This is a genomic window from Kitasatospora sp. NPDC051914, assembly GCF_040680995.1.
In the GTDB taxonomy this organism is placed as follows: domain Bacteria; phylum Actinomycetota; class Actinomycetes; order Streptomycetales; family Streptomycetaceae; genus Kitasatospora.
On sequence record NZ_JBFAXX010000105.1, the window covers coordinates 1 to 17,464 of the forward strand.

Below are 17,464 nucleotides of genomic sequence, written 5' to 3' on the forward strand. Positions count from 1 at the left end.
TGGCCCGCGCCCTGGCCGAGGCCGGCGCGGACGTCATCGGCGTCAGCGCCAACCTGGAGGAGAGCGGCAGCGACGTCGCCAAGGACGTCCTGGCCGCGGGCCGCACCTTCGAGGCCATCCAGACCGACTTCGTCGACCGGGAGGCGGTGCGCGCCCTGGGCGCGGACCTCGCGGGTCGGGAGCGGCCGGTGGACATCCTGGTCAACAACGCCGGCACCATCCGCCGCGCACCGGCCGCCGAACACCCCGACACCGACTGGGACCTGGTGCTCCAGGTCAACCTGAGCGCGCAGTTCGCGCTCGCCCGGGCGGTCGGCGCGGCGATGGTCGCCCGCGGCCAAGGGAAGATCATCTTCACCGCGTCGCTGCTCAGCTATCAGGGTGGCATCACGGTCCCCGGCTACACCGCAGCCAAGCACGGCGTCGCCGGACTGACCAAGGCGCTGGCCAACGAGTGGGCCCATCACGGCGTCAACGTCAACGCCATCGCGCCCGGCTACATCGCCACCGACAACACCCAGGCGCTGCAGGACGACCCGGCGCGCAGCAAGGCGATCCTGGAGCGGATCCCGGCCGGCCGCTGGGGCCGGGCCGAGGACCTCGCCGGCGCCACCGTCTTCCTGGCCTCCGACGCCGCCGCCTACGTCCACGGCACCGTCCTGCCCGTCGACGGCGGATGGCTCGGCCGATGACCGCCGACCTGGCCTCCGTCCTGGCGGGTACCCGCGTGGTGCCGGTGCTGACCGTACGCGCACCGTCCGCCGCGGGCCCGCTGGCGGACGCGCTCTTCGAGGGCGGTGCGCGGTGCGCCGAGGTCACCTTCCGCACCCCGGACGCCGAGCAGGTCCTCAAGACCATGGCCGCCCACGGCGGCCTGGCCGTCGGGGCCGGCACGGTCCTCAGCGCGGAGCAGGCGGAACGCGCGGTGGCGGCCGGGGCACGCTTCGTCGTCTCTCCCGGCTTCGACGCCGAAGTGGTCGCCAAGTGCCGGGAGTTGGGGGTGCCCGTGGTGCCCGGCACCGCGACCGCGACCGAGTTGATGCGCGCCCTCAAGGCTGGCATCACCACCGTCAAGCTGTTCCCCGCCGAATCGATCGGCGGCCTGCGGGCGCTCCGCGCGCTCGCGGCGCCGTTCCCGGGAGTGCGCTTCGTGCCGACCGGCGGGATCGGCGCCGAGCAGCTGGCCGGCTACCTCGCCGAGCCCTCGGTCCTCGCCGTCGGCGGCAGCTGGATGGCGACGCCCGCACACCTCAACGCCAGCGCCTACGGCGAGATCCGCCGCCTGACGGCCGAGGCCGTGGAGGTGGGGACGCCGTGACCGAGGTGGTGGCGCTCGGCGAGGTCATGCTGCGCTTCGACCCGGGTGAGGGCCGGATCAGCACCGCCCGCACCTTCCGGGTCTGGGAGGGCGGCGGTGAGTACAACGTGGTGCGCGGGCTGCGTCGCTGCTTCGGCCTGCGCACGGCCGTGGTCACCGCGCTCGCCGACAACGCGGTGGGCCGGCTGGTCGAGGACCTCATGCTGCAAGGCGGTGTGGACACCTCGCTGATCCGCTGGATGCCGGACGACGGCATCGGCCGCACCGCCCGCAACGGCCTCAACTTCGTCGAGCGGGGCTTCGGCATCCGGGGCGCGCTCGGCGTCAGCGACCGCGCCCACACCGCCGTCTCCCAGCTGCGCACGGGGGACGTCGACTGGGACTCGGTCTTCGCCGCGGGCGTGCGCTGGTTCCACACCGGCGGCATCTTCGCCGGCCTGTCCGACACCACCGCCGACGTCGCCGAGGAGGCGATGACGGCGGCCCGCCGCCACGGACTCACCGTCTCCTACGACCCCAACTACCGCCCGAGCCTGTGGGCCGGCCGGGGCGGACCGGAGCGTGCCCGCGAGGTGGACCTGCGGCTCGCCCGGCACGCCGACGTCATCGTGGGTGCGCTGGGGATGGCGGGCCGCCATCCCGGTGCCGACCGGTTCGGCGCCGACGAGGTGCCGGACGCGCTCGCCTCGGTGGCCGGTCTGCTCCCCGGGGCCCAGGTGCTGGCGACGACCCTGCGCGAGGTCCCCTCGGCCGGGGTGAACGACTGGTCCTCGGCCGCCTGGTCGGCCAAGACCGGTTACGTCCTCGGCCCCTCGATGCCCGGCCTGCACGTCCTGGACCGCATCGGCTCCGGCGACGGCTTCGCCGCCGGCCTGATCCACGGCCTGCTCGCCGGTGCCGGTCTGGAGCGCGCCCTCGCCTACGGCACCGCGCTCGGCGCCCTCACCATGACCACGCCCGGCGACAACACCATGGCCTCGATCGGCGAGGTCGAGGCGCTGATCGCGGGTGCCTCCGCCGCCGTCAGACGCTGACCGGCGTCCCCGCCCGCACCACCAGGGAGCACCTCTTGCGCCTCCGGAAGATCCAGAACACGCCGGTCGCGGTCACCGAACTCGGCTTCGGCGCCTCGGTGATCGGCAACCTGTACCGCGTCACCCCGGGCTTCGACGCGGCGGCCGCGATCGACGCGGCCTGGGACGCCGGGATCCGCTACTTCGACACCGCACCGCACTACGGCCTCGGCCTCTCCGAGCGACGCCTCGGCGACGCTCTTCAGGTGCGCCCGCGGGAGGAGTACGTCATCTCCTCGAAGGTGGGCCGGCTGCTCGTCCCCAACGAGCGGCCCTGCGGGGTCGACACCGAGGGCTTCGCCGTCCGCGACGACCTGCGCCGCCAGTGGGACTTCAGCCGTGACGGAGTGCTCCGTTCCATCGAGGAAACGCTCCGGCGCACGGGCCTGGACCGCCTGGACGTCGTCTACCTGCACGACCCCGACGACCACTGGCAGCAGGCCGCCGAGGAGGCCATGCCCGCCCTCGCCGACCTCCGCGACCAGGGCGTTGTCGGCGCGATCGGCGCCGGCATGAACCAGTCGGCCATGCTCAGCCGCTTCCTGCGCGAGACCGCCGCCGACGTGGTGATGCTCGCCGGACGCTACACCCTCCTCGACCAGTCCGCCCTCGACGACGTCCTTCCCGCCGCACAGGAGCTGGGCAAGAGCGTCGTCGCGGTCGGCGTGTTCAACTCCGGACTGCTCTCCCACGACAGGCCCGCGTCCGGCATGAAGTACGACTACCAGGACGCCTCGACGGACCTGGTCCAGCGGGCACAGGCCATCGCCGACGTCTGTGAGCAGTACGGCACCAGTCTTCCCGCCGCCGCCATCGCCTTCCCGTTCACCCATCCCGGCGTCGTCAACGTCACCCTGGGAATGCGGACCGCCGAACAGGTCGAACGCAACGCGGAGCTCCACCGCCGGCCCGTCCCCGCGGGCCTCTGGGAGCATCTGCGCGCCGAAGGCCTGGTCAGAGCGGACGTGCCGAGTTCCGGCTCCGACGCTGACTGACAGCGTCGGCCAGGGAATTCATCTGGTGTATCCGCAAGTGAAAACATCGGAGTGACCCGTTGTGATGCTCCGGCCTCGACTTTTATGGTCGGGATGCCGCAGATTCATCCGATGTGTTGATAGGAGTTCGACATGAAGTTGCTTCGGATCGGGGCACCGGGCGAGGAAGTCCCGGCAGTCCGCGGCGAGGACGGACGCGTGTTCGCCCTCTCGGAGCTGACCGGGGACGTCGACGGGGCGTTCCTCGCCTCGGGCGGGGTCGAGCGGGCCCGGGCGGCGCTGGCTGCCGGTGAGCTGCCCGAGGTCGACGTCGCCGGTCTGCGGGTCGGTGCGCCGGTGGCGCGGCCGGGCAAGGTGGTGTGCGTCGGTCTGAACTACCGCGATCACGCGGAGGAGACCGGGGCGGCCATCCCGGCCCGGCCGGTGGTCTTCATGAAGGACCCGGCGACGGTGGTCGGCCCGTACGACCAGGTACTGATCCCGCGCGGCTCGGTGAAGACCGACTGGGAGGTGGAACTCGCCGTCGTGATCGGCCGCACCGCGCGCTACCTCGCCGACCCCGCCGAGGCGGCGGACTGCGTCGCGGGCTACACGATCAGCAACGACGTCTCCGAGCGGGAGTTCCAGCTCGAGTACTCCGCGCAGTGGGACCTCGGCAAGTCCTGCGAGAGCTTCAACCCGATGGGCCCCTGGCTGGTCACCGCGGACGAGATCGGCGACCCGCAGAGCCTCGGCCTGCGCCTGGCCGTCAACGGCGAGCTCCGCCAGGACGGCAACACCAAGAACATGATCTTCGATGTCGCCCACCTCGTCCGCTATCTCAGCCAGTACATGGTGCTCAACCCCGGCGACGTCATCAACACCGGCACCCCCGCCGGCGTGGCCCTCGGCCTGCCCGGCACCCCGTACCTGCGCGAGGGCGACACCGTCCAGCTGTCCATCGACGGCCTCGGCACCCAGCGCCAGACGTTCCGCAACGCGTGAAAGGCACACCCTTGTCCGCAACCAGTGCACTCCGGGCGCCGATAGACACCCACCGGTACCAGGACGCCTCCGTCCGGGCCACCGGGCCGGCGGGCGACTGGAGGGCGGACGCATGACGGCCACCGATCTTGCGGGACTGGCGGCGGTGGTCACCGGCGGTGCCTCCGGCATCGGGCTCGCCACCGCGTCCCTGCTCGCGGAGCGGGGCGCGCGGGTCGCCGTCCTCGATCTCGACCCGGCATCGCTGGAGGAGCGGCTGACGGGCTTCACCGCCGACGTCGGCGACGACGCCTCGGTCCGGGCCGCGGTCGACGCGGTGGCCGGTGCTTTCGGCGGGATCGACATCGTGGTCAACTGCGCGGGCATCAGCGCGATCGGCACGGTGGAGGACAACACGGACGAGCAGTGGCAGCGCGTGCTGGACGTCAACGTCGTCGGCATCGTCCGCACCACCCGCGCCGCCCTGCCCCATCTCCGTCGTTCCGCGCACGCGTCGGTGGTGAACATCGGTTCCATCGTCACCACCACCGGACTGCCGCAGCGGGCGCTGTACGCGGCCAGCAAGGGCGCGGTGATGTCGCTGACGCTGTCGATGGCGGCGGACCACGTCCGCGAGGGCATCCGGTTCAACTGCGTCAACCCCGGCACGGTCGACACCCCGTGGGTCGGCCGGCTGCTGCAGGCCGCCGCCGACCCGGACGCCGAACGCGCCGCCCTGAACGCCCGACAGCCCACCGGCCGCATGGTCAGCGCCGACGAGGTAGCCGCCGCCATCGCCTACCTGTCCTCCCCCGCGGCCGCCTCGGTCACCGGCACCGCCCTCGCGGTCGACGGCGGCATGGCGGGGCTGCGCCTGCGACCCGAACAGAAGGCGTGACCATGCGCCAGAACATCCTCGGGCCGGGGCCGGTGCGGGTCAGCGAGCTGGCCTTCGGCGCTGCGGCGATCGGCAACCTGTTCACTCCGGTCACCGACGCCGAGGCCGAGGAGGCCGTCACCGCCGCCTGGGAAGCCGGTGTCCGCTACTTCGACACCGCCCCGCACTACGGCCTCGGCCTGTCCGAACGGCGTCTGGGCGACGCCCTGCACGGCCTGCCCCGCGACGAGTACGTCATCTCCACCAAGGTCGGCCGGCTGCTGGAGCCGGCCGCCCTCGGCGGCGACGACCTCGCCAACGGCTTCGCCGTCCCCGCCACCCACCGCCGGGTCTGGGACTTCGGCGCCGAGGGCGTGCGCCACTCCATCGAGGACAGCCTCAACCGGCTCGGCCTGGACCGGATCGACATCGCCTACCTGCACGACCCCGACGACCATCTCGACCAGGCCGTCGGCGAGGCCTACCCGGAGCTGGAACGACTTCGCGCCGAGGGCGTGGTCGGTGCGATCGGCGTCGGCATGAACCAGGCCGAGGCACTGACCCGGTTCGTCCGCGAGACCGACATCGACGCGGTGCTGCTGGCCGGCCGCTACAGCCTGCTCGACCAGCGCGGCCTGGCCGAACTGCTGCCGCTGGCGGAGCAGCGCGGCGTGGGCGTGGTGGTCGGCGGCGTCTTCAACTCGGGCCTGCTCGCCGACCCGAGGCCCGGCGCGACCTTCGACTACGCCGCGGCACCGGATGAACTGCTCGGCCGAGCGCTGGAGTTGAAGGAGGTCTGCGAGCGGCACGGGGTGCCGCTGCGGGCCGCCGCGCTGCGCTTCCCGTTCGGGCACCCGGCCGTCGCGAGCGTGCTGGTCGGCACCCGCAGTGCCGCGGAGGTCCGGGACGCCGCGGCGATGCTCCAGCACCCGGTGCCCGGCGTACTGTGGGCGGAGCTGAAGGAGCGCGGACTGCTGTCCGCGGACGTACCGGCCCCCGGGGAGACGGGCTGATGCGGATCGCCCTGTTCATCACCTGCTTCAACGACACCATGTTCCCCGGCACCGGGAAGGCCGTGGTCGAGGTCCTCGAACGGCTCGGCCACCAGGTCGACTTCCCGCAGGAGCAGACCTGCTGCGGGCAGATGCACTTCAACACCGGCTACCGGCCCGACGCCGTCCCCCTGGTGGAGCGCTTCGCCCGGGTCTTCGGCGAGTACGACGCGGTCATCACCCCGTCGGCGTCCTGCGCGGGCATGGTCCGCGAGAACCACCCGGTGCTCGCGGCGGACCACGGCCGCGCCGAGCTCCAGCAGCAGGTCGCTGAACTGGTGCCCCGGGTTTACGAGTTCACCGAGTTCCTGACCGACGTCCTGCGGGTCACCGATGTGGGAGCGTTCTTCCCGCACCGGGTCACCTACCACCCCACCTGCCACTCGCTGCGCGGACTGCGGCTCGGCGAGCGGCCGTTGGAGCTGCTGCGGGCGGTCAAGGGCATCGACCTGGTCGACCTCCCGGCTCCAGACTCGTGCTGCGGGTTCGGCGGCACCTTCGCCGTCAAGAACGCCGACACCTCCGGCGCGATGCTCGCCGACAAGGCGGACGGAGTGCTGTCCACCGGCGCCGAGGTGCTGTGCGCCGCCGACAACTCCTGCCTGATGCACATCGGCGGTGGTCTGTCCCGGCAGGGCAGCGGTGTGCGCACCATGCACCTGGCGGAGATCCTCGCCGCCACCGAGGGAGGAGTGCGATGACCGGGCAGGGGGTGGTCTGGCTCGGCTCGCCGTCCTTCCCCGAAGCGGCGCGCGAGGCGCTGAAGGACGGTCGGCTGCGGGCCAATCTGAAGCGCGCCACCACGACCATCCGCGACAAGCGCCTCGCGGTCGCCTCGGAACTGGACGACTGGGAGGCGCTGCGCGAGTCCGCCGCCGCGATCAAACGCCGGACTGCGCGCCATCTCGACCGCTGTCTGCTGCAGTTGGAGGAGTCGGTCACCGCGGCCGGCGGCACCGTGCACTGGGCCGCCGACGCGGACGAGGCCAACCGGATCGTCACCGAGCTGGTCCGCGCCACCGGGGAGAGCGAGGTGGTCAAGATCAAATCGATGGCCACCCAGGAGATCGGCCTCAACGAGCACCTGGCCGAGGCCGGGATCACCGCCTACGAGACCGACCTCGCCGAACTGATCGTCCAGCTCGGCGACGACCGGCCCTCGCACATCCTGGTCCCGGCCATCCACAAGAACCGTGGCGAGATCCGCGACCTGTTCACCGCCGAGATGGGCAGCTGGGGCCGCCCCGCCCCCGACGGGCTGACCGACGAGCCCGCCGCCCTGGCCGAAGCCGCCCGGCAGCACCTGCGGGAGAAGTTCCTGCGCGCCAAGGTCGCCGTCTCGGGCGCCAACTTCGCCGTCGCCGACACGGGGACGGTCGTGGTGGTGGAGTCGGAGGGCAACGGCCGGATGTGCCTGACCCTGCCGGAGACCCTGATCACCGTGATGGGCATCGAGAAGGTCGTCCCCACCTGGTCCGACCTGGAGGTGTTCCTCCAACTGCTGCCCCGCTCCTCCACCGGCGAGCGGATGAACCCCTACACCTCCACCTGGACCGGCACCACCGACGGCGACGGCCCGCAGGCGTTCCACCTGGTGCTGCTGGACAACGGCCGCACCGACACCCTCGCCGACCAGGGCGGCCGCCGGGCGCTCGCCTGCATCCGCTGCTCCGCCTGCCTCAACGTCTGCCCGGTGTACGAGCGCACCGGCGGCCACGCCTACGGCTCGGTCTACCCCGGGCCGATCGGCGCCGTCCTCACCCCGCAGCTGGTCGGCGTCGAGGCGGCCGCCTCGCTGCCGTTCGCCTCCACGCTGTGCGGGGCCTGTTACGACGCCTGCCCCGTGAAGATCAACATCCCGGAGGTGCTGGCCCACCTGCGGGCCGAGGTGGTGGAGGCGAAGGGCAGGTCGGCGGAGGCGCTGGCGATGAAGGCGGCCGCCGTCGTGCTCGACTCCCCGCGCCTGCTGGGCGCCGCGCAGAAGGCCGCCGCCCTCGGCGGCCGCGTCCTCGCCCGCGACGGCCGGATCGGCCGGCTGCCCGGACCGCTGCACGGCTGGTCCGACAGCCGCGACACCCCGCAGCCGCCGACCGAGTCCTTCCGTCAGTGGTGGCGCAAGAACAAGGAGGGCAGCCATGAGCAGCCGTGAGACCGTCCTCGGCCGGATCCGCGCCGCACTCGCCGACGTGCCGTCCGAGGAGCAGCCGCAGGATGTCCCTGTCCCGCGCGACTACCGGCGCAGCCACCTCGGGCCCGGCGAGGACCGGGTCGCGCTGTTCGCCGAGCGGGTCGCGGACTACCGCGCCACCGTCACCCGGACCGACCGGGCCGGGCTGTCGGACACCATCGCTGCCAGGCTCACCGCGCGCGGCGCCCGGCGGCTCGCCCTGCCGGGCGGCTTCCCCGTCGAACTGCTGCCGCCCGGCACCTGGGAGTGGCACCCCGAGCCGCTGGACGTCCCCGCGCTCGACACCCTGGACGGCGCGATCACCCTCGCCGCCGTCGGCATCGCCGTCACCGGGACCATCGTCCTGGACACGGGCCCAGGCCAGGGCCGGCGCGCCCTCACCCTCGTCCCCGACCACCACCTGTGCATCGTGGATGCCGAGCAGATCGCCGAGGACCTCCCCGACGCCCTCGCCCGCCTCGACCCCGCCCGCCCGCTGACCTTCGTCTCCGGCCCGTCCGCCACCAGCGACATCGAACTGAACCGCGTCGAAGGCGTGCACGGCCCCCGAACCCTGGACGTCATCGTGGTCGGACCGGGCCTCTATGCTGCAGGGACCGAATGACCAGGAAGGCGACCGTGCCAGTCACCGACGAAGCGATCGAGAAGATCAAGGCCATGATCGTGAGCGGCGAACTGCGCCCCGGCGAGCGGCTTCCGAAGGAGGCCGACCTCGCCGAGCGCCTCGGCCTCTCGCGCAGCTCCCTGCGGGAGGCGGTCAAGGCGCTGTCGGTCATCAGGGTCCTCGACGTCCGCCAGGGCGACGGCACCTACGTGACCAGCCTGGAGCCCGACGTCCTGCTGGACACGCTGGGCTTCATCGTCGACTTCCACCAGGACGACACGGTCCTGGAGTTCCTGGAGGTCCGCCGCATCCTGGAGCCCGCCGCCACGGCGATCGCCGCCGACCGGATGTCCGACGAGGAGATCGCCGCCCTCGAGGAGGTGCTGGCCGGCCTGGGCGCGGACGCCTCGCTCGAGGAACTCATCGACAACGACCTGGAGTTCCACCGCAGGATTGCGGCCGGCTCCGGCAACGGCGTCCTGTCCTCGCTGATCGACGGCCTGTACGGTCCGACCCGGCGCGCCCGGGTCTGGCGCGGACTGACCGAGGAGGGCGCGGTCGAACGCACCCGCCAGCAGCACCGCGACATCCTCGACGCCATCGCCGGCCGCCGCCCCGACCTCGCCCACGCCTGGGCCACCGTCCACGTCGCCGGCGTCGAACAGTGGCTCCGCGGCACCCTCGGCGAAGCCGGCTCGGTCCTCGGTCCGTCCGGGCAGTGACGCCGCCGGCGCGCGGGAACGGGTGTCATCCGGCGGTCAGAGTGGTCCAGCGCTGGTTGGAGCCGCCGTGGCAGTCCCACAGCTGGAGCTGCGTCCCGTCGGTCGTGGAGGCGCCCGGAACGTCGAGGCAGCGGCCGGAGAAGGGGTTGCGGTAGCCCCCGTTGTAGGACTGCCAGACCTGGTTGGTGCCGCCGTTGCAGGCCCAGAGCTGCACCTTGGTGCCGTTGGCCGTGCCGCGGCCCGCGGCGTCGAGGCACTTTCCCATCGAGCGAAGGGTCCCGTCGGTGTAGGCCGACCACAGTTGGTTCGGGCTGCCGCTGCAGCCCCAGGTCTGGACGGCGGTCCCGTCGGCGGTACCGGCGCCGTTGACGTCCAGGCACTTCCCGGCGAGGTCGGAGCGGACGGGTGCGGCGGCGGGGGCCGGATACCTCAGCCACCCGGCGCTGTCCGCGGCCTGGATGCCGCGGCGGAAGGCGTCGGCCATCTTCCGGTAGCCGACGTCGTCGGGGTGCAGGGAGTCCGCCAGGTCGGCCGGGGTGAGACTGCTCATGTCGACGTATCCGACGTGCTTGCCGGCGGCCTGTGCATCGCTCACGATCTGCGGGACGGCCTGGTTGTACGCGGCCCGGTACTGCTCCTCCGTGCTGCTGGTGGACACCACCAGGGAGGCCACCAGGACGGTCGCGTCGGGGACATCGGCGGTGATCCGGTCGACCAGTGACCTCAGCCGGGCGGCGGCGGTGGAAGGCTGATAGTTCCCGTTGAGGTCGTTGGTGCCGATCTCCAGCGTCACGACGTTGGGCCGGTAGCGGGTCAGCGAGGCGTCGGCGAGTGCGGCGATCTGGTCGATGCGGTAGCCGGAGTGGCCCTCGTTGTCGGCGTCGGACATCGAACCGCCCCGCACTGTGCCGACGAAGTCCAGCGGATGGCCGTCGGCCGTGAGCGCGTCCCACAGCGGGCCTCGGTAGCCGTTGCCGGTGCTGCTCCCCAGACCCCAGGTGATCGAGTCGCCCAGCGGCATGACCCGCAGGGGGGTATCGGTGGCGGCGGAGGCGGGGGGCGCGCCGGAGGCAGTCACCCCGAGAACGGCGGTGACGAGCGCGATCAGGGTCAGTGCCCGTAACGTGCGCATGCAGGTTTCCTCTTCTCCGTGTCGCAGCAGCCGAACGGTGAGGCCGGAGAGCAGCGCTTTCCGGCCTCACGGTCTGCGGTTCAGGGGGTCGTCACCCGGATTACTGGATGGTCCAGGCCTGGTGCGGCTGGTTCAGGGGCATCGACTGGTCGATGACGGCTGCGTTCGCGGTCGACGCGCCGGTCACCTCCAGGACCTGCCGGCTCTCGTAGTTGCGGATGAGGTAGCCGCCACTGGTCTGCTCGAAGTACCACAGCTGGTTGTTGCCGCCGTTGTAGGTGTACTGAAGGACCGCGGTCCCCCTCCAGTGGCTGGAGTAGTTCATGTCGAGGACCTTGCCGCTGTTCCGGCTCACGATCTTGAAGAGCTGGCCGCTGACCGGAACGATGTTCCACTGCTGGTTGGCGCCGCCGCTGCTCGGCCACTGGATGATGCTCGTGCCGTCCGCGGTCGACCCGCCGTAAACGTCCATCACCTCACCGCTGTTCACGTTCTTGATCGTGTAGTAGGTCGACGGGTTGGTGTTCGGGGTGCCGGTCGAGGCCGCCTGCGCGCCGCCGCTCTGCTGGACGCTGAAGTCGGTGATGTAGAAGTACGCGCCGTCCGTCTTGGCGACCCGCACGTAGCGGAAGGCCTGCCGGACGTCGATGTCGCCGGTGAGCGTCGCGGCGAGCGGCAGGGTGCTCGTCTGGCGTCCCAGGACGGTGTAGCTGCCGAAGTTCGGGTCGTTGGAGCCCCGGACCTCGAAGTTGCCGCGGGTCGCGGACTGGTCCAGGTCCTGACGGGTGGTCAGAGCGAACTGGCCGAGCTGGTAGGACTGACCAAGGTCGACCTGCCACCAGGCCGAGGTGTCGCTGCCGGTCGGGGACCAGCCGGTCGCGCCGTTGTTGTCGACCGCCTTCGAGGGCTCCGTACCGGTGCCGTAGACCGACGATGAGGACGCCGGCTTGTTGTGGGCGAGGTTGGGCCGCGCGGTCATCCACTGGTACGCGGACTCCAGGCCGGAGGCCTTGATGACCGTGTCGCCGGACGTGGTGTTGTTGGTGAGCGTGACGTTGGAGCCGTTGCGGTTCTGGTTGATGAATCCGTCGGTGTGCGACAGGACGTTGTTCGAGAGGGTCATGTTGTCCGACCCCTCGTCCGTGTAGAGGCCGGCCACGGCCGAGCCGCAGGCGGCCGGGCCTCGCACCACGTCGTGGATGTAGTTGCCGTTGAAGACCGTGCCCGGGTCGTTCGAGAGGTGGTAGATGGCGGCGGAGTCGCAGAGCCGGTTCATCACGTTGCCGATCCGGTTGTAGCTGACGCTGTTGTTGCCTTCGGCGTTGGCCGCCGACTGCCAGCCCCAGCCGAGCGAGATGCCGGCCCACGGAGTGTCGGAGATGTCGTTGTGGTCGATGGTGGTGCTGTTGACGAAGCCCGCGTTGACGCCCGCCGTTCCGAGGTAGTCCTGACCGATCCGGGTGATCAGGTTGTTCTTGACGGTGACGTTCTTGACCACCTCGCGGGCGTCCTCACCGGCCGGCGTGGTGGGCGGGTTGTAGACGGTGTGGAACTCCACGGTCGGGTCGGAGAACTTGCCGACCATGATGCCGTTGCCGGCGATGTCGTAGAGGTGGTTGCCGATGGCGCTGCTGTCGTGGACGCCGTGGGACAGGTCGAGGGCGGTGGAGCCCATCTGCGTGAAGGTGTTGTCGGTGAAGGAGACGCGATCGGCGTAGGCGGCCTGGACACCGGCCGGTGGACGACCGACGTACTGGTTGTTGTTGGTGTCGGCCGAGATGTTGTAGTTGCCGCCCTGGCCGTTGAGGTAGCCGTTGTTGGTCGGTTCCATCCAGGTGGTCCGGGCGAAGGTGATCCCGGAGAACCGCAGGTCGTGGGCAGGGCTGTTGAGGCTGGTGCCCTTGACGTCGAAGAGCGTCTGGACGGTCGGCGCCTGCGCGGCGGCCGTGGACATGTCCTCGCCCGGGCGGGGCTTGTAGTAGACGGTCTGCGCGGCCGTGTCGACGTAGAACTCGCCCGGCTCGTTGAGGAACTCGTGGGCGTTCTCGAAGTGCAGCGGGGAGCCGTCGGCGAGCTGCGGCCACGGGCGCTGGAACAGGATGCCCGCCTCGTGGTCCTGGATGGACACGTTGGCGGTGCCGCCCGAGGTGCTGATCGACTTCAGCCGCAGGTAGTTCTCGCCCCACTGCGTCTCCAGCATCATCTCGACCTGGTTGAGGTTGGACCAGGTGGAGACCTGCGAGCTGAGCACCTTCAGCAGCTTGTTGGTCTTGTCGCTGCCTTGCAGCTGGAAGTCGGTGCCGGCGTCGGGGTAGCGGGCCCGGGTCGCGCGGACCCCGTTGACGTACAGCTGCCGGAAGTTGGTGGAGCCGATGGACGCCTTGTACTCGCCGTTGGCCGTCGCGGTCCAGCCGGTGATCTGCTTGCCGCCGCTGATCACCGGCGTCTCACCGTTGTACGCCTGGTAGACGACCGTGTGGCCGTTGGTGCCCGAGTCGGCGGTACCGAAGGTGACGGGACCGGTGAGGGTGTAGGTGCCTCCGCGCAGGTTCACGACGATGTCGTCGGCCATGTTCGCGTTGATCGCCCGGACCGCGTTCTGGGCGGCCTGGACGGTCCTGAACGCTGATGCGGTGCTGGTGCCGGAGTTGCTGTCGTTGCCGTTGACGGGGTCGACGTAGAAGTTCGTCGCGGCCGCGTAGGCGGGTTGGGCGGGCAGCGTGGCCGCGAGGGCGACGGCTGCCGCTGCCATCGCCTTGACCGTCACCGCACCGATCCGTCGGGGTCTCATCTGTGGTGTTCCTCCTCCAAGCCCCGGTGGCTTATGAGTTGCATTTATCGAGCCGGACTGGCGCCACTGTCAAGACGATAGACATCCCTATTTTTCATCGCTGAAATACGCCTGACATGTGGGCCTATGGGGTCGGCCGGAGATAACAGCAGGTCATGAGGCTGATTCGCAGGTCGTGTCGCGTCGGATGTGTACATGCAGACGGTCATGAGTAGTACTCATCCAGCGCTCACGCTGCTCTCGTCAATCCTCAACATCACGTGGAGCATGTCCCGAGCGGGAGGCGCTGACGCCGCAGGCCTGCGCGGTGGCCGAAGGCGGCCAGTCCTCGCCGGGGTCACTGCCCCCAGGCCGGGCCGGGCGGCATCCCTCATTCGCCCTGGTGAGGCCGGGCAGGCCGGAGCCACCGGGCTGATCGACCGCGGGCGGGCGTCCGGGGCGACCCCGCCGCCGAGCCGGTCCCGGCGGCGGCATCGGGCCCGGCGGCGGCCTGATGTCCGGTTAGACTGCGGGCACGCGACCGGACTTCAGGCCAGGCGCTCCGGCGTCGAGCGGTGCGCCGCCGGCTCCACCCGGCCCCGCTGCCGGTCGTGGAGTCCACCCCGCGCGGCCACGGGGACAGCCACCTCGCGTTCTGCCGCCGGATGTCCGCCGACTCCACCGCCGGCCCCGGGTCGTCGCTCCTGCTGCGGAGATCGAGAAGAACAGGGGAACCGTCTTGTCGTACAGCATCCGCGCCGGCGGCCTGGAGCGCCACACCGCCGAAGAGGTCCTCCGCATCGAGCCCTGGGGTGCGCATGCCGTCCGGGTCAGGGCCTCGGCCGGGACCGTCGACCCAGCTGCCCCCGGCGCGCTGGGGGCGCCCCCGCCCTCCCCGCGAGCCGAACTCTCCGTCTCGGACGGCGGCACCGCCCGCCTGGTCAACGGCCGCATCGGGGTCGAGGCCTCGGCGGACGGCCGGCTGCGGTTCTGCCACGCCGACTCGGGGCACGAACTCCTGGCTGAGAAGCGCCCGTCGGCGCACCACGCCGGGGCTCGTCTGCACGCGGCGGACGGCCGGACGGAACAGGCCTTCGAGGCGTACGACGGCGAGCGGCTGCACGGCCTGGGGCAGCACCCGAACGGGCGCCTGGACCAGAAGGGCTGTGGGGTCGACCTCGTCCAGAGCAACACCGTCGCGGCCGTACCCTTTCTGCACTCCTCGCGCGGCTACGGGCTGCTGTGGAACAACCCCGCCACCGGCCGGGTCGAACTGGGCGCCGACCTCACCCGGTGGACCGCCGACGGCGGCGGGCGCATCGACTACTGGATCACCGCCGGCGACACCCCGGCCCAGATCCTGGACGCCTACACCCTGGCCACCGGACGACCGCCGCTGCTCCCCGAGTGGGCGTCCGGCTTCTGGCAGTCGAAGCTGCGCTACCGCACTCAGGACGAACTCCTGTCCGTGGCAAGGGAGTACCAGGCACGCGGACTGCCGCTGTCCGTCATCGTCTGCGACTTCTTCCACTGGCCCCGGATGGGCGACTGGCGCTTCGAGCAGAGCGAGTGGCCCGATCCCTCGGCCATGGTGGAGGAGTTGGAGGGCCTCGGAGTGAAGCTCGCCGTCTCGGTGTGGCCCACCGTCGAGCCCGGCAGCGACACCTACGACGAGCTCCGCTCGGCCGGACACCTCGTCCGGGACGCGGCCGGCGGCCTGCTCACCTTCCCGTGGCCGTCCCGGTACAGCGGGGACGAGCTGATCCGGCCGATGGCGTACTACGACGCCACCGGCCCCGCGGCACGCTCCGCCCTGTGGCAGCGGCTGAACGACAACTACCGTTCGCACGGGGTGGCCTGCTTCTGGCTGGACGCCTGCGAACCCGACCTTCCCCCGGACCTCGCCGGGCGCGCCGTCTACGCCGCCGGGCCGGCCGCCGAGGCGGCGAACCTCTACCCGCTGGAGCACGCCCGCGCGGTGGCCGACGGCCTGCGTGCGGCGGGGGAGGACCGGCCGCTGTCGCTGATCCGCTCCGCCTGGGCGGGCAGCCAGGCCCATGGGGCCCTGCTGTGGTCGGGCGACATCCCGACCACCTTCGACTCCCTCGCCCGCCAGATCAGGGCCGGCCTGAACGTCGCGATGAGCGGCATCCCCTGGTGGAACACCGACATCGGCGGCTTCTTCGGCGGCGACCCGGACGATCCCGCGTACCGCGAACTGCTGATCCGGTGGTTCCAGTACGGCACCTTCAGCCCCGTCATGCGGCTGCACGGCGACCGCGTGCCCAACCACCCGGCCTTCTCGACGGACATGACCGGCGGGCCGAACGAGGTCTGGTCGTACGGCGAGCAGGCATACGGCATCCTCCGCGACCACCTGCTGCTGCGCGAGCGGCTGCGCCCGTACCTGCGCGCGCTGTCCGAGGAGGCGCACCGCACCGGCACCCCTCCGATGCGCCCGCTGTTCCTCGACTTCCCCGAGGACCGGCACGCCTGGGACGTCGACGACCAGTTCCTGCTCGGCCCCGACCTCCTGGTGGCACCCGTGTACCGGGCAGGCGCGCGCACCCGCCAGGTGTACCTGCCGTCCGGAGCACGCTGGCTGGACCCGGCCGGCGGAGGGGTGTCCGAAGGCGGCACGACGCTCGACGCCGACGCCCCACTGGAGCGCATTCCCGTCTTCGTGCGCGAGGGGGCCGCCGTCGCGCACGCGGTCCGCTGACCCAGCGGCCGACCGGGTCACTTCCGGGCTTTCACGCCCAGGGGAGGGCTTCTCCGGAATGCAGGTGCTCGCTCAGCCACAGGGCGATGTTGCTGACGTGCATCAACGCGGCGGCTTGGCTGAGGGAGGCGTCGCGGATCGACAGCGCCCGGAAGATCGCCTCGTGCTCGGCGATGGTCCGCGCCGAGGCCTGGGCGTCGACCAGACCGCGCCAGGTGCGGGCGCGCAGCGTACGCCCGGAGATGCCCTCCAGAAGCGTGAGCAGGGTCTCGTTGCCGGTGGCCGCGATGACGGCGCGGTGGAACGCGGCGTCGTGGGCGTTGAGCAGTTCCACGTCGTCACGGGCTGCGCGCATGGCCTCCAGGTGCCGCTCGACCTCGGCCAGCTGCTCGTCCGAGATCCGGGTGGCGGCCAGCGCGGTGGCGACCGGCTCCAGCAGCCGCCGCACCTCGAAGAGGTCCTGCACCGCGGCGGAGTCGCCCTGCAGCAGCTCCACCGCGCCGCCGAGCCCCTCCAGGAGCAGGCTCGGCTGCAGGCTGGTCACGTAGGTGCCGTCGCCCCGACGGACCTCCAGGACCCGGGCGACGGCCAGCGCCTTGACGGCCTCCCGGGCGAGGTTGCGGGAGAGACCGAGCTGGGCGGCCAGCTCCTGCTCCGGCGGGAGCTTCGAGCCCGGTGGCAGCGCTCCGCTGCGGATCAGCTCCCGGATCTGCGCGATCGCCTTGTCCGTCAGAGACACCGCGCACTCCTTCCGGGCCTGTCAGCCGCAGGCACGTCCGACCTGATGAGTTCCCGGGCGCGGAGATCGTCCCAGCCGAGGGTGACGTTGATGATACTGGGGCGGCTGCACGGGCACGCGACCGCTGCTGCGGAGACGTCGTGCCGTGCGCCGCACGGACCTCGCCGATCGGCCGGGCGCGGCCGAGCCCGTGGTGCGGTGCCGTGTCGAAGTACCGGATGCCGGCTCATCGGCCCGGCCATCCGCCGTCGACGGGGAGGACGGTGCCGTGGACGTAGGCGGCGGCGTCCGAGGCCAGGGCGCGGGCCG

15 protein-coding genes are annotated in these 17,464 nt (G+C 71.6%); 12 read left to right on the top strand and 3 right to left on the bottom strand.

Annotated elements, in window-relative coordinates; translation table 11 throughout:
* From AB0M03_RS37455 to AB0M03_RS37505, 11 genes are all read left to right on the top strand, one after another.
* The coding region (locus AB0M03_RS37455; protein WP_363500544.1) for an SDR family oxidoreductase at window positions 1-692 on the top strand (692 nt) is incomplete at its 5' end.
* The gene (gene eda, locus AB0M03_RS37460; RefSeq protein ID WP_363500547.1) at window positions 689-1,318 is read left to right on the top strand and encodes a bifunctional 4-hydroxy-2-oxoglutarate aldolase/2-dehydro-3-deoxy-phosphogluconate aldolase; all 630 of its coding nucleotides are present in this window, start codon (window positions 689-691) and stop codon (window positions 1,316-1,318) included. The genes AB0M03_RS37455 and eda, both read left to right, overlap by 4 nt.
* Window positions 1,315-2,352: a sugar kinase gene (locus tag AB0M03_RS37465; RefSeq protein WP_363500550.1), complete on the top strand. Its 1,038-nt coding sequence runs from the start codon at window positions 1,315-1,317 to the stop codon at window positions 2,350-2,352. The genes eda and AB0M03_RS37465 overlap by 4 nt, the downstream gene beginning before the upstream one ends.
* Before the next feature lie 35 nt (window positions 2,353-2,387).
* Window positions 2,388-3,386: an aldo/keto reductase gene (locus AB0M03_RS37470; protein ID WP_363500553.1), complete on the top strand. Its 999-nt coding sequence runs from the start codon at window positions 2,388-2,390 to the stop codon at window positions 3,384-3,386.
* A gap of 132 nt (window positions 3,387-3,518) precedes the next feature.
* Window positions 3,519-4,370 (top strand): fumarylacetoacetate hydrolase family protein, encoded by an 852-nt coding sequence (locus AB0M03_RS37475; RefSeq protein WP_363500556.1) that lies wholly within the window; start codon window positions 3,519-3,521, stop codon window positions 4,368-4,370.
* Between the two features lie 112 nt (window positions 4,371-4,482).
* Window positions 4,483-5,247, top strand: coding sequence for an SDR family oxidoreductase (locus tag AB0M03_RS37480; RefSeq protein ID WP_363500559.1), 765 nt, complete (start codon window positions 4,483-4,485; stop codon window positions 5,245-5,247).
* Between the two features lie 2 nt (window positions 5,248-5,249).
* On the top strand, window positions 5,250-6,239 hold the full coding sequence (locus AB0M03_RS37485) for an aldo/keto reductase (protein ID WP_363500562.1): 990 nt from the start codon (window positions 5,250-5,252) through the stop codon (window positions 6,237-6,239).
* Window positions 6,239-6,979, top strand: coding sequence for a (Fe-S)-binding protein (locus tag AB0M03_RS37490; protein ID WP_363500565.1), 741 nt, complete (start codon window positions 6,239-6,241; stop codon window positions 6,977-6,979). The genes AB0M03_RS37485 and AB0M03_RS37490 overlap by 1 nt, the downstream gene beginning before the upstream one ends.
* Window positions 6,976-8,427: a LutB/LldF family L-lactate oxidation iron-sulfur protein gene (locus tag AB0M03_RS37495; RefSeq protein ID WP_363500568.1), complete on the top strand. Its 1,452-nt coding sequence runs from the start codon at window positions 6,976-6,978 to the stop codon at window positions 8,425-8,427. Before AB0M03_RS37490 ends, AB0M03_RS37495 begins: the two co-directional genes overlap by 4 nt.
* Window positions 8,414-9,070, top strand: a complete 657-nt coding sequence (locus AB0M03_RS37500) for a lactate utilization protein C (RefSeq protein WP_363500572.1) — start codon at window positions 8,414-8,416, stop codon at window positions 9,068-9,070. The genes AB0M03_RS37495 and AB0M03_RS37500 overlap by 14 nt, the downstream gene beginning before the upstream one ends.
* Window positions 9,071-9,084: 14 nt before the next feature.
* Window positions 9,085-9,792 carry a FadR/GntR family transcriptional regulator gene (locus AB0M03_RS37505; protein ID WP_363500575.1) on the top strand — a complete coding sequence of 236 codons (708 nt, stop codon included), beginning with the start codon at window positions 9,085-9,087 and terminating at the stop codon, window positions 9,790-9,792.
* 25 nt (window positions 9,793-9,817) lie between these two features.
* Here AB0M03_RS37505 and AB0M03_RS37510 read toward each other — a convergent pair whose 3' ends face one another.
* Entirely contained in the window at window positions 9,818-10,924 is a 1,107-nt protein-coding gene (locus tag AB0M03_RS37510) for a ricin-type beta-trefoil lectin domain protein (protein ID WP_363500578.1), read from the bottom strand.
* Between the two features lie 100 nt (window positions 10,925-11,024).
* Window positions 11,025-13,715, bottom strand: coding sequence for an RICIN domain-containing protein (locus AB0M03_RS37515; protein ID WP_363500579.1), 2,691 nt, complete (start codon window positions 13,713-13,715; stop codon window positions 11,025-11,027).
* 718 nt (window positions 13,716-14,433) lie between these two features.
* Here AB0M03_RS37515 and AB0M03_RS37520 point away from each other — a divergent pair.
* Window positions 14,434-16,416, top strand: a complete 1,983-nt coding sequence (locus AB0M03_RS37520) for a TIM-barrel domain-containing protein (RefSeq protein ID WP_363500582.1) — start codon at window positions 14,434-14,436, stop codon at window positions 16,414-16,416.
* A 31-nt stretch (window positions 16,417-16,447) separates the two neighbouring features.
* Here AB0M03_RS37520 and AB0M03_RS37525 read toward each other — a convergent pair whose 3' ends face one another.
* A complete protein-coding gene (locus tag AB0M03_RS37525) occupies window positions 16,448-17,155 on the bottom strand; it encodes a FadR/GntR family transcriptional regulator (RefSeq protein WP_363500585.1) in 708 nt (235 codons plus the stop codon).
* Between the last annotated feature and the right edge of the window lie 309 nt (window positions 17,156-17,464).

Coding starts and splice junctions, on each gene's coding strand:
- eda (WP_363500547.1), top strand. CDS start 689: ATGACCGCCGACCTGGCCTCCGTCCTGGCGGGTACCCGCGTGGTGCCG.
- AB0M03_RS37475 (WP_363500556.1), top strand. CDS start 3,519: ATGAAGTTGCTTCGGATCGGGGCACCGGGCGAGGAAGTCCCGGCAGTC.
- AB0M03_RS37480 (WP_363500559.1), top strand. CDS start 4,483: ATGACGGCCACCGATCTTGCGGGACTGGCGGCGGTGGTCACCGGCGGT.
- AB0M03_RS37485 (WP_363500562.1), top strand. CDS start 5,250: ATGCGCCAGAACATCCTCGGGCCGGGGCCGGTGCGGGTCAGCGAGCTG.
- AB0M03_RS37490 (WP_363500565.1), top strand. CDS start 6,239: ATGCGGATCGCCCTGTTCATCACCTGCTTCAACGACACCATGTTCCCC.
- AB0M03_RS37495 (WP_363500568.1), top strand. CDS start 6,976: ATGACCGGGCAGGGGGTGGTCTGGCTCGGCTCGCCGTCCTTCCCCGAA.
- AB0M03_RS37500 (WP_363500572.1), top strand. CDS start 8,414: ATGAGCAGCCGTGAGACCGTCCTCGGCCGGATCCGCGCCGCACTCGCC.
- AB0M03_RS37510 (WP_363500578.1), bottom strand. CDS start 10,924: ATGCGCACGTTACGGGCACTGACCCTGATCGCGCTCGTCACCGCCGTT.
- AB0M03_RS37515 (WP_363500579.1), bottom strand. CDS start 13,715: ATGAGACCCCGACGGATCGGTGCGGTGACGGTCAAGGCGATGGCAGCG.